Below are 14,368 nucleotides of genomic sequence, written 5' to 3'. Positions count from 1 at the left end.
CTGAAAGGCGTATTCAGGAGGATTTCAGCCCTTTCGCTGAATACGCGGGAAGTGTTCCATGAATTCTTTTAAAGACTGGTTTTCGCAGGGCGTTGGCTTGCCGAACAAATAGCCCTGCGCCAGGTCGCATCGCGATTTTTTTGCGTCATTCCATTGCTTATCGCTTTCAATGCCTTCCGCTGTCACTTTCAGTCCCAGGTGGTGTCCCAGTGCGACGACGGTTTCAATGACCTTCTTGTTGCGTTCATCGTGCTGCGCTTCCAGAAAGAAGCACTTGTCGATTTTCAAAATGTCGATGGGCAGACGGGTGAGATAGGCCAGGGAGCTGTAACCGGTGCCAAAATCGTCTACGGCGATGCGCAGACCCAGCTCATGCAAATTATTGAGCAGGCGAATGCTTGCGTCAGGCTGCCGCATCAGCGTCGTCTCAGTGATCTCCAGTTCGATAACCGAAGGGTCGATAGGATAACGACTTAGCTTGTTGCGAAACATATCCACCAGATAACTGTTATGGAACTGGTTGGCGGGCATGTTGATGGACAGAGAAATCTCCGGGAACTCCTTCGTCCACAGCACCGCCTTACGACAGACTTCGTCGATCAGCCATTCATTGAACGGTTCCATCAATCCCAGGCTTTCCACCATCTGGATCAGCTCCATGGCCTGAATATTGGGATAATCCGGCTTTGGCCAGCGACTCAGCAGTTCAAATCCACGCAGGCATTCACCGGGAATATCGACAATGGGCTGGAAATAGGGCTGAAGCTCTCCCTTTGCAATCGCTCTGGGCAAAGCCGCTTCCAGCGCTTGTTTGCGTTGCCAGATTTCCTTCTGCGACTGGGAAAACTCATGATACGTAGAGCGTCCGCGCCCTTTGGCGGCGTAGAGCGCAAGATCTGCATGCTTCAGTAGCTCCTGCGCGGTTTTCGCCGTGGCGGGATAGCGGGCGATGCCGATAGAGGAACTGACGGCCACCTCATGTTCAGCGATATGCGTGGGCCGGTTAACTTCTTCCAACAGTTTTTCCGCAACGCTGCGGGTGATATTGACGTCGACATTCTCCAGCAGCACCACAAATTCGTCGCCGCCGATGCGGGCTACGCTGTCGGTTTCCCGCACGACAGACTTGATACGGCTGGCGACGGCCTGCAACAGTGCATCGCCGGCGTCGTGGCCCAGGGAATCGTTGACGGGTTTGAAATGATCCAGGTCCAAATAGAACAGGCTGCATTCGTGGCTATTGCGTTCGGCTTTCTTGATCGCCAGCTGCAGACGATCAAGAAACAGCGCCCGGTTTAAAAGTCCGGTGAGCGCGTCGAAATGCGCCATGTAGTTCAATTGATGCTGCAGACTGCAGGTGCGTACGGCGTTGCCGATAGCGCGATGCAGCGACTCGGCGGTCAGGTCTCCCTTCACCAGATAATCATGAGCGCCATTGCGCATCAGTTGCACGGCGATGGACTCGTCTCCCTGACCAGTCAGCACCACCACCGGGATCATGTCGTCGATCCACAGCTTCTTTAGCTTGCGCAAGAACGTCAGGCCATCCATGCCCGGGAGTTGATAATCCAGCAAGCAGCAAATCGGTCGATGGTGCTGCAGGAGTTCAAGCGCCTCTTCCGCGCTTTCCACTTCTTCAATACTGGAGAAGGGTTCTTGGTATTTGGCCAGTAGTCTTCGGTATAAATAGCGATCGTCGGCGGAGTCTTCGATGATTAACAGGGAGGTGTCGCCGCGCATTCCATTCATGCCTCGTTGCCGCGTGGTAGAACTGCAATTTCAAACCAGTACTGCTTGAGCTCGCCAACTGCTCGAATCAAACCGGATAGATCGACCGGTTTGCAGACGTAGGTGTTCGCGCCAGAGAGGTAGCAGCGGGCGATATCCCTTTCATCGCTGGATGTGGTGAGTACGATCACGGGAATGCGGCGCAATTCGGGGTCGCTTTTGACTTGCTTCAGCACTTCGAAACCGTCAATGCCGGGAAGGTTCAGGTCCAGCAGGATCAACGCCGGCAGTTCGCCTCTGTCCTCGAAACGGTTGCGCGCAAACAGGTAGTCCAGCGCTTCCTCCCCCAACTGACAGTGGACAATGGGGTTGATCAATCCTGCTTTGGCGAAGGCGCGTTGCATGGCGGCATAATCATCCATGCTATCTTCGACCACCAGAATAAGCCGGGTGGACTGGTTTCCTGTCATGATTCCCGCCTTGAGAAACGTAGAAAGTCCATGCTGGTTGAGAGCGCCGCGTCTCATCGTATAACTATAGACAAATAGTCGCTGTTTGGCGCAAGTGCAAGCGGTTCATTTTTATTACATATTTATAGAGCTGCTTTGACAGGCTCAGATGCGTAACGCCTTCGCGCCCGAGCGGATGGTCTTCGCGGCGACCTCGCGTCATTTTGGCAGTGGTCTAAACTGATAATTGTCGGAAAAAGAAAGCGTTGAACATTTCCTGGCGACGTCTTTCGCGTCCGCTGGTACGTCGGGCGCAAACTGCTATGCCGTTTGCAGGACCACTCATAAAAAACTGATATCCGGGACATTGTGTGACTGAATCCACGACCTCCGGCTCCGCTTCCATCACCAAACAGATTTCTGTGCTGGAGAAAAAGCGGTCCGCGTTATTGCGCTTGGTAAGAGCGACGTCTTCCCTGGAAAAGCTGCGCCAGAGCTTCCAGGCGGTGCTGCAGTTGGGCGCGACGAAGATGACGCTGTCCACCTCTGCGTTGAAATCATTTGAATCACTGGGGCGCAAAGTCCGCAACCTGCCTGACTCCGAGGTGAAAGTTCGCCTGGGCAATCTGGACGACCACGTGCAGAGCAACCTGGGTCGGGTCACGGAAATGGCTTTGCAGCTGGTGGACGCTGAGGAGGCGATTGACGAAAAATTCGAAGAAATCAATCTGGTGGTAGGTGATTTCAGTCGTTATGCGCGCACCTCCATCGCCATGCGGGTGTTGTTGGAACGGCGCGGGGTGAAAATTGCGCCCCTGAAAATCAGCCTTCCCGTTGAGGATATCAAGCGGCGTTTGAGTCGGGTTTGTGAGCAGGAGAAGAGTTGCCGCAAGCAAGCGGAAGAGCAGATTGTCAGCATGCACGAGGACATTGGCGTCATGCTGAGCAATCCTACCTGTACGGGGATGCAGCGGCAGGTGCTGGAAGCTGTGGATACCGCGCTGATGGATAATCTGGAGCATATTCAAGCGGGTAAAAGCCTGGCGGATTTGCCCACGCCAATCGAAGAAATTGAGCTGGAAACGCCGCGGCCGGGTGCGGTGACGAAGACCGCAGAAGAGAAGGAGTCTGCGCAAGAAAAAGAGCAAGCAGCCAAAAGTCGCGAAGCGCCGCCGCATCCTCCAGAAAAGGCCAAGAAGCCGAGCGCCAAGCAAGCTGCTCAGCCGGAATCTTCGCCCAAACGTCCTTCAGGCGTGATGGGACGCTTTCTTGAATGGTTGAACACGCCTTGGAGCGTGGGTTGGAAAGACCTCAGGAAGAAGAAGCGCGATACGAGGCGCAAGTAAGTCTCAGGCCTTGTCTTTTGTAGACGAGATTCTGAAGCGGGCTTTGTCGATGCCATGTTTCTTGATCATTTTCCCCAGGGCGCGCCGCTCTTTACCTGACCGGCGCGCTGCTTCACTGATGTTTCCACGTGTGGTCTCCATCAACCAGTTCAGATAGTCGCTCTCGAAACGCCGAACCACTGCGCTTTTGGCGTCATTAAAGGATTGAGCTTCGAAGCTGACGTCAAACTGGGGGGGAATGGCGTTTGGCGACGAAGGCAGAGAAAATTGCAATTCCGCATTGTCGCTGAGCAGGTATTCCCGTTGCAGAAGATTCTCCAGCTCTCTGACATTTCCCGGCCAGGCATAGGACTTCAGCGCCTGTAAGGTCGCCATGTTGAGCTGTTTCTCGGGACGACGGTATTGTTGACTGAATCGTTGCAGCATATACCGGGACAGCAGCTCAATGTCTTCTTCGCGACCCCGCAGGGCTGGCATGGTCAGGGTCAGGATATGTAGGCGAAAGAACAGGTCTTCTCGAAACTCTCCCTGCGCTACTTGCTGCGCCAGGTTGGCGTTGGTGGCGGCGATAACGCGGATATCCGCAGTACGGTATCCCGCGCAGCCCAGCGGGCGGTATTCTCGGGTTTGCAGAAAACGGAGCAGGGCGACTTGGGCTTTGGCGGACAGGCTATCGATTTCGTCGAGAAAAAGGGTTCCCCGGTTGGCTAATTCGATCAACCCCGGCTGTGCGCTTTTGGCGTCGGTGAAAGCGCCCTTGGCGTGGCCGAATAACTCATTTTCCAGTAATTGCTCTGGCAATGCGCCGCAATTAATAGGAATAAACGGAAACTGTCGGCGCTCCCCCAGATAATGAATCGCCCGCGCCGCCATCTCCTTACCGGTGCCGGTTTCGCCTTCGATCAACACTGGCGCATCGCAGCGCGCGATCCGGGCAATTAGACGCAACGTAGCGGTGAACGCGGCGGAGCGACCGATCATATTCAGCGCATCGAACTGTTCCCATAAAGCGGCTTCCTGATGGGAGTCATGGGTATCTGCTTCAGCACCTTCCCGATGGCGTAGACGATCCAGTCGCAAGGCCAGTTCCGCCTTATGACAGGGCCAGCGCACAAACTCATCGAAACGCTGCATGAAATCCGCGTCCCACTCTCCCGCATCGGAGCTGTATACGCACAGACTTCTGCCGCGCTGTTCCGGCGTCAGGGCGGCGAGGATGGCGTCTTTGGGATACGGCTGGGCGCCAAGCAAAAACAGAGTAATAGCGTTGGAGCAAGGCTGAGGTTGATTCAGCCAGACGTCACCGGACACAAACTGAGGACGGTAGCCCAGCTCAGGCAGAATCCGGCTGAACTCAGAATGATGCTGTGATGAAGAGCTGAAGGCGATGCAGTCTAAGGTTTCCATATGCCTGCTCCAGGCGTTTCTTGTTATCGTCAGAGACGCGCCCGCCGATGACTGCACTGAGTAAACGCGTCCATGAATAAGCGCGCCGCTAACCCGAAGCGCTGCCAGGGAGTTTTAGTATAGTTCGAAATTTTCACTTTGCAGGGAGATCAAGAACACATTGTGTTATTACTCGGTCTGTGGCGCGCTGAGATCAAGAGAAAGTCAGCTTCCCTGCTGAATCCTCTAAATCAGTCCAACAAGCTCAGCGCCTTCTCTATTCCGCTGCCTTTTCCGGCGTAAACATCTTCCGGTTGCATGTAGGGCATCTCATATTTGGTAGGGACGCCGATGTTTTCGAACACTTCTCCTTGAGGGGAGGCGTAGACTTCGTTGGATAGTTGGGGCTAATCGCTGAAGCGCTTCACAAAATACAGCTCCTTAATGTCCTCCACTTGCTTGAGTTCACTAAGAATGGCCGCTGGCGCGCTGTTGACTAATACCAATGGCGAGTTTTGTGAGAAACTGTTTTGCATTACTAATCTGCAACAACATCAAACAAGCCATAGAGTTGATTAGGAGACCCGTAGTGAAAGACATCATCGAAGGCTTTCTGAAGTTCCAGCGCGAAGCATTTCCTGAGCGTAAGGAGTTGTTCAAAGACCTCGCCACTCAGCAGCAGCCGCGTACTCTGTTTATTTCCTGTTCCGACAGCCGTTTGGTTCCGGAACTGGTCACCCAGAGAGAGCCAGGGGATCTCTTCGTCATCCGTAATGCGGGCAACATTGTGCCTCCGTATGGGCCGGAACCCGGTGGGGTGTCGGCGTCGGTGGAATACGCCGTGGCGGCGTTGCGGGTGGCGGATATCGTCGTGTGTGGGCATTCCAACTGCGGCGCGATGACAGCGGTTGCTACCTGCCAATGCATTGATCACATGCCTGCAGTCGCCCACTGGTTGCGCTATGCGGACTCCGCCAAAGTGGTGAATCAGGCGCGTAAGCACGCCGATGAACGAGCGAAGATTGAAGATATGGTGAGAGAGAATGTCATCGCCCAGCTGGCGAACTTGCAGACACATCCGTCTGTACGTCTGGCGCTGCAGGAAGGCCGCCTCACCATGCACGGCTGGTTCTACGACATCGAGTCTGGCGGCATCGAGGCATACGACGGTTCCAGACATGCCTTCGTGCCGCTGGCGGAACATCCTGAAGCGCGGGCGATTCCTGGGAAGTTGTCGCACGCGGTCTGACTTGATCGCATAATTCTCATGCGGCGTCATCGTAGCTCAGGTCCTGGGCTTCGAGACGCCGTATTTTTTAGGTGGAGATTGCCGCTTATGAAGCTCCGCTTGCCTCGGCGTTTTTAAGCTGGATACTAATTCCGGCGAGCTTCCATCCCAGTCCTTCATACACGTAATGCAGCGCAAAGGTAACTCTCGTCGGTTGCGTGGGATAATAACCTTCGATGACCATAAACCCGTTCTCTTTTATCTCAGCTTCGCCATTGAAAATGGGCGAAGACTTGGAGAGGGCCGTCAGCTTGAGATCCAGATTAAAAAACTCTTCGAAGATGTTGTTCATTTCCTCAACAGAAGACTGGCTTTGCCATAGATTGGACGAGCTGCTGTACAACTTCTCCATCGATTTGTCTTCCACCCCTTGGGCGAAAGTAAGTATGGCGGTATTTACCAGTTTGATCTGGTCTTCTTCACTCGGTATATGAGGCGCGGAGCCCTTTTGAAAACCCGCACTGGGAATATACAAAGAGAGTATTTTCCACTCATCTTCCGTCTTGATAAGGGTTAGGTTGACGGAAAGCGCCTGACCGCCTTCTTGCTCAATCTCTCCTTCCAGAAACCCGCGTTTACCGCTAATCCGGCGGGAACTCCAAGTGGCGTCCACGTATTTATCGAAGCCGTTCTGGATGAGGTAGTTTTCGAGATCGGCGCGGCTAGTGTCGGATTTAAAGTCTTCGGAAAGGTAGCTGTAGGCTTGGTCAAAGTTCTTGTTTTTTGTGGCCAAGAAAAATTCGTCAGCAGCAGTGACGATATCGCCGGTGAGATAGAATATAGCTGCGAATAACAGAGCGACGAGGCCAATGACGGCGGAAATAATAATCGTCAGTTTGCCCATGTATCCTCCTTTGATTGGGTATGTATAGAATTTATGACGCTCGTTGAAAGCGGCCAGTGGGATTATAGAGACCTTTAGTAAATACAGACACGGCATACCGGCCGATTGGCGGTATTCTTGTGTAGAAGGCGGGTGGTTAGCCCTTTTGGCGTGTGACGACTATACGAACTGATGAGGCGGTCTGTAGGGGGCCTTGAATAAGACGGGAAGGCGTCGCCCTGAATAGAGAGACGGCTTCCTGATCTTGGTGCGGATCCAAAAAGTTAAATCCCCAAGTAATTCCCCACCTCAAACATATCCGGCTGGCCTTCTTCAAAGCCGAAATAACAGACGTCTTCCTGTTCACCGGTCTTCTCGTCGATGATGCCGATAACAAACTCGCATTTGAGGCGCTTGGCGATTTTATAAAGGCCGTCGAGAGGTTCTTTAAGTTGCTTCTTATTGCGGATGTTCATATTGACGCCGATGCGCCAGTCAGAAGGATCGTCCAGATCAATGTCTTCGGCGGCTTCCGGCTCGATCTGACGGTTATCGACAAACGTGAGGTCCAGAGCGGATTCTTTTACCCAACTTTCGATTGCTGAAGAAACATCTCCGGCAATGTCTTCCAAGTCTGTTCCATCGACGTAGATGTATAGCAACATGCTTGCTCGCCTCTGATTTCACTGATGCTTTATCTGTAAGAAATAAGATAGCCGAATACGCCCGGCGCGAAATGAAAATGGCGCGCTATCAGGCGTGAAAAAGTTCGGCTATTGATATGGCCGCACATTGTAAGCGTCTGCGGCCTAACTTTCTAACATTCCATGGCTTTCAGGCCCAATGAGGGATGGGTGGGGTAGTCAGAGGCGATTTAATCGCCGGTAATCGCTCAAATTCAATACAACTTATCGCGCTATGACGCTTACGCATTATTTTTGTTGCGGGTTTTGTTGCGGGTTTTGTGGCGCGACGCCGCATACCACTTTGCCTTTGTATCCTGGCTTTGGGATCACTACAATGCGGCGCGCGACAATAAATGCCGTTTCGAAGCTTATAAGAGCGGCCTTTCCAGTAGCTCTGTGCAAAGCGGACAAGTCAGAGCTAGTGACGAACATCGAATAAATTAAGCTGTGTGGAGAACAATAAAATGAAGATCGGGGTAGTGGGATTCAGCAAGCGCTGGTTTGACCAGCAAGCGGCCAGCGAAATCCTGGAGCGCTCTATCAAGACCTGGGTCGACGGAAAGGATAAGAGTGAGGTGGAAATTGTCAGCGGACTGACTAACGCCGGCGTGCCCAAACTGGCCTATGAACTGGCGGTGCGCATGGGGCTCACGACGGTGGGAATCTCCGCGAGAAGGGCGTTGAAAGTGCGTAGCGGTATATTTCCATGCGATAAGCAGATTCTGGTTGGCCAGGACTTTGGCGATGAATCCGAGGCGTTTATCGATTATATCGACTGCCTGATCCGCGTTGGCGGCGGCCCTCAGAGTCGCAAAGAGGTCGAGCTTTTCAAAGAGCGCAAAGGCTTCACTGCGGAGGAGGCCGGGTCTTATCTGTATGAAGAAGAAGTGGAGTGGTTCGGCAAAGACTGACCTGCGTACGCTAGGTCGAGCCTACGCGCAACTTAACGAATTTTGCAGCCACTCACAAAATACGGCGCGATTGTTATACAGTCGCGCTAATTTTTGGAGTAATATTGAAAACGTTTTCACTGTGTGAAGCTGTCGCAGCCTAGTTGCTGCGTTCCGCATAAAACGACGCTGAGGCCATTGTACCTATTGCGTCGGGCGAACCTGAGGGAGTGAAGGGCGCACTGGCGCAAGGCCTTGTAACTCAATTATGACAATAAGGATATCGCTATGCGTAAAAAGAGGTTTTTCACGTCGTCATTCGCCGCCTTGTGTCTGCTCAGCGCGGCTGTACAAGGGCAAACCCCGTCAGCCCATGAGGAGTATCTGCAATTCGCCCAAAACGAGGATGGGGAAATCCATCTCGATGACGGGCGCACCTTGTTTTACACCGTCAAGTCGCGCTCGAAGGTCAATGGAGTCGAGGTCATTCGCGCACAGGTGGATGATCCTGCTCTGGCGGAATTCATGGACTACAGCAGTTTTATCGTCACGTTGGATCACGACAAGCAGGAAATGTCGGGCTATTTGGAAACGGGTTCTGGTCAATTTCGTCTGCAGTCGTCTTCAGATGGAAATGAAAACGTTTTCTGGCGAAAAATCAAGTCGCCGAAAATGGACGATCGTATTCTGAAGAATCCAGATACGAGCTTTATGAGGCGCTTCAATCAAGAGGCGGCGGGAGAGAAAGACGCCTCAGGACGTTATGTCATTGACGTATTCATCGGATTCTCCGAGCAGGCGGCGCAGGACGTCGGCAATATCAACACCGAAGCGCAAATATACGTGGAGTCGGTGAATGAAGCCCTCAATAACAGCCAGATAGAAGGGGTATACCTGCGTTTGGTGGGAGTCGGCGTGTCGCCGCAAAACCCCGGTGTGGTGACTTCCGTGCTACGGGACGGCAAAGAGTGGTTTAAGGACGATATCGAGCGTTACGCGCCGGATCTTATTGGTTTGGTGCAACGGCCGACGGATGCGCCTGGAAGCGCAGGAGGCTGGGGTAATGTGCCGGGAGACATTGTGGTGATTGGCGCACCCTGGCCTGGCGCCTACCGTCATGAAGTGGGCCACAATGTCGGTGGGATGCACTGCAAATCCGAGGGTGACACGGGTTATAACTATGGGTTTAGCGTCAGACAGGGAAGAGGGACGGCGCAATGCGGCAATGATCTGAGCTACTACTCGTCTCCGTTGATCATGGATGATGAAGGCAACGTGCTCGGGACGACGCACTCACAGGATATGGCGCGCTTGTGGCGTGAACGTTCCGCCGCGATGTCCGCCAATCGAATCCATAAAGTACCGTTCCCGGGCGAGACCGGTGGCCGTTATCGAATGCAGAACTATTGGCGCGCCGATCAGTTTTTGCATATGGAAAACGGCGGACTGGAAAGTGGCGCTATTGAACAAGGCTGGTGGAGCGCCCAATGGGATATCAAAGCGGTTGGCCAGGATGATTATGTGCGAATCTGTAACCGCTGGCGCGCGCAGGCCTGCATGAATGTTGAAGATGGCGGTTTGCAGGCGGGCGCCATTGAGAGCGGCTGGCATAGCGCGCAGTGGAAGCTGGTGCCGGTGGAAGGACAGCCTGACCTGGTGCGCATCCGCAACCGCTGGAAACCGGACCAGTATCTGCATATTGAAAACGGGACGCCTGAGGCGGGGCCGATTCAATCCGGCTGGTTCAGCGCACGCTGGAAACTGACCTCTACCGATTAATCCATACAACGCCGTTCGCTTCGGTGGACGGCGTTTTTACTTGGCCCCTCATTGCGCGGAAGCGTCGCTTGCGTTAATTTGCTTCGTCTCGCGAGCCATCTTCGCCAAAAATCTGTAACGGAAAATGAGTTGTCCGCTGTCGCGGTCATCCGTCAGACTGCGTTTATGGAGATGATTGTGAGCGCCGCAAAATAATTGACGACGGGCCTGTACAAACGTGGAAGTGATTAAGTTTTATAGCGTAAATGATGAATTTGGAGAGTTTTCCAATTTCGCCCAATATCCGATCAAGCTCAAAGGAAAAGTGTGGCCCAGCAGCGAGCATTATTTTCAGGCCATGAAATTCGAGGAAGAAAAGGACCGCAGCGATATTCGCAAAGCCAAGTCTCCGCTGGAAGCCGCGCGTAAAGGCCGTGATCGGAAAAGAAAGCTGCGCAACGATTGGGAGACCGTCAAACTCAATATCATGCGTGAGGCCATTCTCGCCAAATTCACCCAACACGAAGCCCTGCGCGAACGCCTGCTCAGCACCGGTTCCGCCAAAATCGTCGAACACACGGACAACGACGACTACTGGGGCGACGGCGGCGACGGCAGTGGCCAGAACATGCTGGGCCGCATCCTGGAAGAGGTGAGAGCTCAGCTCAGCGAAGATTGACGCCTGCGCTGGGCTTGCAGCCATTCTGTTTACACATACTTATTGGAAAGTTTATGAAGTCTTCCAAACTGCCCGCAGTACTGGCGGTGGTTTATTTCTGTATTAGCTTTATCGCGGCTTATAGCCCCTCCTTCGAAACATTTTTGGGCGAATATGTATGGTCGATATTCAGCCGCGTGCCGGCTTTTAAAAGTTATACACAAGGCGCCCCTGACCCAATCGCAATCCAAAACGCGATTGTTGTAATGTGGGTGCTTAATTTTGCACTGCCAGTCGTGTTCGCCTTTAAGGCGTCCCATAGAGAAAACTTCAAGGACATGGAGATTACACGTCCGAAATGCATGAAGCGGGCGTTGATGGGAGCGCCGCTAATCGCGCTACTGTTTTCTATGTTTTTCTTTTTCGGATTGAATATGGAAAAGACGGATGGCGCCGCCGCTTTCTTCAGTAGCATATTCCAGCACTCTACTCCTGGCGCAATTGCCGTATTAGGTATGATCGGTTGCTCCGTCATGTTATTTATGAGCTTTTGGGCGTTGGATGTTAAGGGCGCAGTCTGGGGCGTTGAGACGGATAATAATCCGGCGGATAAATAGCGTTATCCTACTTGCCTGTAAACGACAAACCCTATCTTTTGCGGCTTGTCGCCAGGTAAGTCCGTCCCCGCTGTTTTTATGATCCCAATGCGATTTGGCGTTTTCACCTTTGCAGTCAAGGAAATGAGATGAAGCAGATACAGCAGTCTCCAGATAGCGTGACGCCTTTTTTGGTGATGGCGGCGTTGTCGGCGGTGTTTATGGGGACGATTGGCGTTATCGCTAAATACGCGCAATTAGGCGCGGAAACCGTGACTTTTTATCGGTTGTTTTTTGGCGCGGCGATGATGCTGGGGTATCTGCTGCTTATCCGTAAAGCGAATCTGCTGTGGTGCTGGCCTTCCTGGCGGGTGCTGATCAACGGCGGTTTTCTGGCGGGATTTATAGTGTTTTATATCCAGGCCATGGAGCACACCAGCATGGCCAATGCGATTATGACCATCTATCTGGCGCCAGTGGTCGCCTCCGTATTCGCGCATCTGTTTTTGTCAGAGAAACTCAGCGCCAGCGCGATAAGTCTGATTCTTACTGCGCTTTTCGGCTTTGCGATGATGATGGAATTTCGTCTTGAGTTCGGCGGTTCCCAGGACGCTTTGGGCATGTCCTACGCTGGGCTGGCCATGCTCTGCTATGCGGGTTTTATTATTATCAACCGCGCCACGTCTGCGCATGTGCATGTTTACGCAAGAAGCTGGTATCAAATGCTGATCGGCGCGCTGTGTATGGCTCCATTGATGCTGCAGCAACAGGAAGTGATTGCGCCAGCGCAGTGGGGCTGGTTGCTGGCGGCGGGCCTTGTGCCTGGCTTTCTCGCTATCCTGTTTGCAGTGATCGCACTGCGTGAGCTGCCTTCCGCCACCTTCGGCACGCTGGCCTATTTAGAGCCCATCGCTGTGGTGACATTCGGCTGGGCTCTGTTTGATCAGGCGTTGAGCCCTTTGCAGATGGCGGGCTGCGGCCTGATTATGTGCTCCGGCATCGCACAGGCGGTCCTGACGCAACGACGGAGCGCCGCCACATCAGGGCAAGCCTGTTCCGTCGCTCAGAACTGATGGGACTAACGGTTTTTAGCGTATTCCGTTAATTGATCTAAAAACGTTGTTTCATCTCTAATGCCGACCCGGTTACCGTCCGGGTCCTGGATATTGATGACTGACCCCCAGGCGTATCGCTCAATCTCCGCCGTTATGCCAAAGGCGCGCACTTCTTCCAACGCTTGCTCCAGATTGCTCACATTGAACCTTAGTTTAGTGGGGCGCTGGTGTATCAGGTTTTCCGGGGTTCCGGCGTAAGCGCTGCCCCCGGTTTCCACTAATAAGTAAGCGCCGCCGTAGCGAAAACAGGTCATTTGGAAGTCGCCGCGTTGTTCTTGAAATTGGATTTCGAGGTTAAACAGATCCCGATAGAAAACCACGCAGGCGTCGTAGTTTTCCGTGTTCAAAATGATTCCTGTTCTGGCTATATCCATAATGATTGGGCTCCAATAGCAGTTTGGTAAAACATGTGTCGTTTTAAATGCTAGGTTGCCGATTCTACAAGACGGCTCGACCAGGAACATTAACATGCTCACTACGCTCTCCATCAATAACTACCGTTCCATACTGCAGCTGACGATGCCATTGGGGTCGCTGAATGTGATTACCGGGCCTAACGGCAGCGGCAAGTCTAACTTGTATCGGGCGTTGCGATTGCTGGCGGAGACGGCGCAAGGCGGGGTGGTTAATTCTTTGGCCGGAGAGGGCGGATTGGGCTCCACATTCTGGGCTGGGCCGGAGAAAATCACTCGTCGGATGCGGACTGGCGAGATACCGGTGCAGGGCGGCCCACGTCGCGATGCGGTGCGCTTGCGGCTCGGCTTTTCCAGTGAGGATTTCGGCTACGCTATATCGCTCGGGCTACCCAAACCATCCCCTTCAGCCTTCGCATTAGACCCAGAAATAAAACGGGAGTGCATCTGGGCAGGACCGTTTTATCGCCCCGCTGGATTGCTGGTGGACCGGGACGGGCCGATGGTGAGAGTGCGCGACGGGCGCAGTTGGAACGTAGCGGCGCAGAATCTCAGCCTTTTCACCAGTATGTTCGATCAGCTGGCCGACCCTGGCGCTGCGCCGGAGGTATTTCGCGTACGCGAAACGATTCGCAACTGGCGTTTCTATGATCACTTCCGTACCGATCGCGATGCGCCTGCTCGTAAACCTCAGTTGGGCACACGCACGCCGGTGTTGCATCATGATGGGCGCGATCTGGCGGCGGCGGTGCAGACCATTCGTGAAATCGGCGACAGCGAAGCGCTTGATGCGGCCATCAGCGACGCCTTTCCCGGCGCCAGACTGGATGTAAGACTACACGAAGACGGCCGCTTCTCGTTGATGTTTTATCAGGAAGGACTGCTCAGGCCTCTGACCGGCGCCGAGCTATCCGACGGCACCTTACGCTATATCCTATGGGTGGCGGCGCTACTGACCCCGCGCCCGCCATCACTGATGGTGCTGAACGAACCGGAAACCAGCCTGCATCCTGACTTATTGCCGGCCTTGGCGCGTCTGATTTTACGCGCCTCGGAACATTCCCAGGTCTGGGTGGTGTCTCACGCCTCCCGTCTCGTCGCCGCTCTTAATGAACACCCGGAATGCAATGCAGTACAACTGGAAAAGCCCCTGGGCCAGACAGAAATCATTGGACAAGGCATTCTGGATACGCCGGCCTGGCATTGGGCGGATAAGTAGAGATTGTTGCGTT

The 14,368-nt window shown here is 53.6% G+C and carries 15 protein-coding genes; 8 read left to right on the top strand and 7 right to left on the bottom strand.

Going from position 1 to position 14,368, the window contains the following annotated elements:
* Positions 1-24: 24 nt before the first annotated feature.
* The gene (locus ONV78_RS09675) at positions 25-1,749 is read right to left on the bottom strand and encodes a GGDEF domain-containing response regulator (RefSeq protein WP_279502901.1); all 1,725 of its coding nucleotides are present in this window, start codon (positions 1,747-1,749) and stop codon (positions 25-27) included.
* A complete protein-coding gene (locus ONV78_RS09670) occupies positions 1,746-2,198 on the bottom strand; it encodes a response regulator (RefSeq protein ID WP_279502900.1) in 453 nt (150 codons plus the stop codon). The genes ONV78_RS09675 and ONV78_RS09670 overlap by 4 nt, the downstream gene beginning before the upstream one ends.
* Before the next feature lie 350 nt (positions 2,199-2,548).
* Between ONV78_RS09670 and ONV78_RS09665 the strand changes: the two genes are divergently transcribed.
* Entirely contained in the window at positions 2,549-3,523 is a 975-nt protein-coding gene (locus tag ONV78_RS09665) for a hypothetical protein (RefSeq protein ID WP_279502899.1), read from the top strand.
* A gap of 3 nt (positions 3,524-3,526) precedes the next feature.
* On the opposite strand, the gene ONV78_RS09660 is transcribed toward ONV78_RS09665, so the two are convergent.
* Both ONV78_RS09660 and ONV78_RS09655 read right to left on the bottom strand, forming a co-directional pair.
* Complete coding sequence (locus tag ONV78_RS09660) at positions 3,527-4,930, bottom strand: sigma-54 dependent transcriptional regulator (RefSeq protein WP_279502898.1); 1,404 nt, start codon at positions 4,928-4,930, stop codon at positions 3,527-3,529.
* A 386-nt stretch (positions 4,931-5,316) separates the two neighbouring features.
* Complete coding sequence (locus tag ONV78_RS09655; RefSeq protein ID WP_255509286.1) at positions 5,317-5,445, bottom strand: hypothetical protein; 129 nt, start codon at positions 5,443-5,445, stop codon at positions 5,317-5,319.
* Between the two features lie 53 nt (positions 5,446-5,498).
* Here ONV78_RS09655 and ONV78_RS09650 point away from each other — a divergent pair, with 53 nt between their 5' ends.
* Positions 5,499-6,158 (top strand): carbonic anhydrase, encoded by a 660-nt coding sequence (locus ONV78_RS09650; RefSeq protein ID WP_127971732.1) that lies wholly within the window; start codon positions 5,499-5,501, stop codon positions 6,156-6,158.
* An 85-nt stretch (positions 6,159-6,243) separates the two neighbouring features.
* Here the strand turns inward: ONV78_RS09650 and ONV78_RS09645 are convergent, their stop codons facing one another.
* Complete coding sequence (locus tag ONV78_RS09645) at positions 6,244-7,041, bottom strand: hypothetical protein (RefSeq protein ID WP_279502897.1); 798 nt, start codon at positions 7,039-7,041, stop codon at positions 6,244-6,246.
* A gap of 263 nt (positions 7,042-7,304) precedes the next feature.
* Entirely contained in the window at positions 7,305-7,685 is a 381-nt protein-coding gene (locus ONV78_RS09640; RefSeq protein ID WP_279502896.1) for a hypothetical protein, read from the bottom strand.
* Between the two features lie 485 nt (positions 7,686-8,170).
* On the opposite strand from ONV78_RS09640, the gene ONV78_RS09635 reads away from it, so the two are divergent.
* The 5 genes from ONV78_RS09635 to ONV78_RS09615 all read left to right on the top strand — a co-directional run bounded on the left by ONV78_RS09635 (position 8,171) and on the right by ONV78_RS09615 (position 12,681).
* Positions 8,171-8,617 carry a hypothetical protein gene (locus ONV78_RS09635; RefSeq protein WP_279502894.1) on the top strand — a complete coding sequence of 149 codons (447 nt, stop codon included), beginning with the start codon at positions 8,171-8,173 and terminating at the stop codon, positions 8,615-8,617.
* A gap of 267 nt (positions 8,618-8,884) precedes the next feature.
* Positions 8,885-10,375 carry a hypothetical protein gene (locus tag ONV78_RS09630; RefSeq protein ID WP_279502893.1) on the top strand — a complete coding sequence of 497 codons (1,491 nt, stop codon included), beginning with the start codon at positions 8,885-8,887 and terminating at the stop codon, positions 10,373-10,375.
* 217 nt (positions 10,376-10,592) lie between these two features.
* The gene (locus ONV78_RS09625) at positions 10,593-11,033 is read left to right on the top strand and encodes an NADAR family protein (RefSeq protein WP_216740402.1); all 441 of its coding nucleotides are present in this window, start codon (positions 10,593-10,595) and stop codon (positions 11,031-11,033) included.
* A gap of 53 nt (positions 11,034-11,086) precedes the next feature.
* A complete protein-coding gene (locus tag ONV78_RS09620) occupies positions 11,087-11,629 on the top strand; it encodes a hypothetical protein (RefSeq protein ID WP_279502891.1) in 543 nt (180 codons plus the stop codon).
* 128 nt (positions 11,630-11,757) lie between these two features.
* Complete coding sequence (locus ONV78_RS09615; RefSeq protein ID WP_279502890.1) at positions 11,758-12,681, top strand: EamA family transporter; 924 nt, start codon at positions 11,758-11,760, stop codon at positions 12,679-12,681.
* A 5-nt stretch (positions 12,682-12,686) separates the two neighbouring features.
* Here the strand turns inward: ONV78_RS09615 and ONV78_RS09610 are convergent, their stop codons facing one another.
* Positions 12,687-13,097 (bottom strand): VOC family protein, encoded by a 411-nt coding sequence (locus ONV78_RS09610; RefSeq protein WP_279502888.1) that lies wholly within the window; start codon positions 13,095-13,097, stop codon positions 12,687-12,689.
* A gap of 94 nt (positions 13,098-13,191) precedes the next feature.
* Between ONV78_RS09610 and ONV78_RS09605 the strand changes: the two genes are divergently transcribed.
* Entirely contained in the window at positions 13,192-14,355 is a 1,164-nt protein-coding gene (locus ONV78_RS09605; protein WP_279502887.1) for an AAA family ATPase, read from the top strand.
* Positions 14,356-14,368 lie beyond the last annotated feature (13 nt).

Source organism: Hahella sp. CR1, assembly GCF_029813005.1.
Taxonomy (GTDB): Bacteria; Pseudomonadota; Gammaproteobacteria; order Pseudomonadales; family Oleiphilaceae; genus Hahella.
This window is presented reverse-complemented; position numbering and strand designations above follow the sequence as displayed.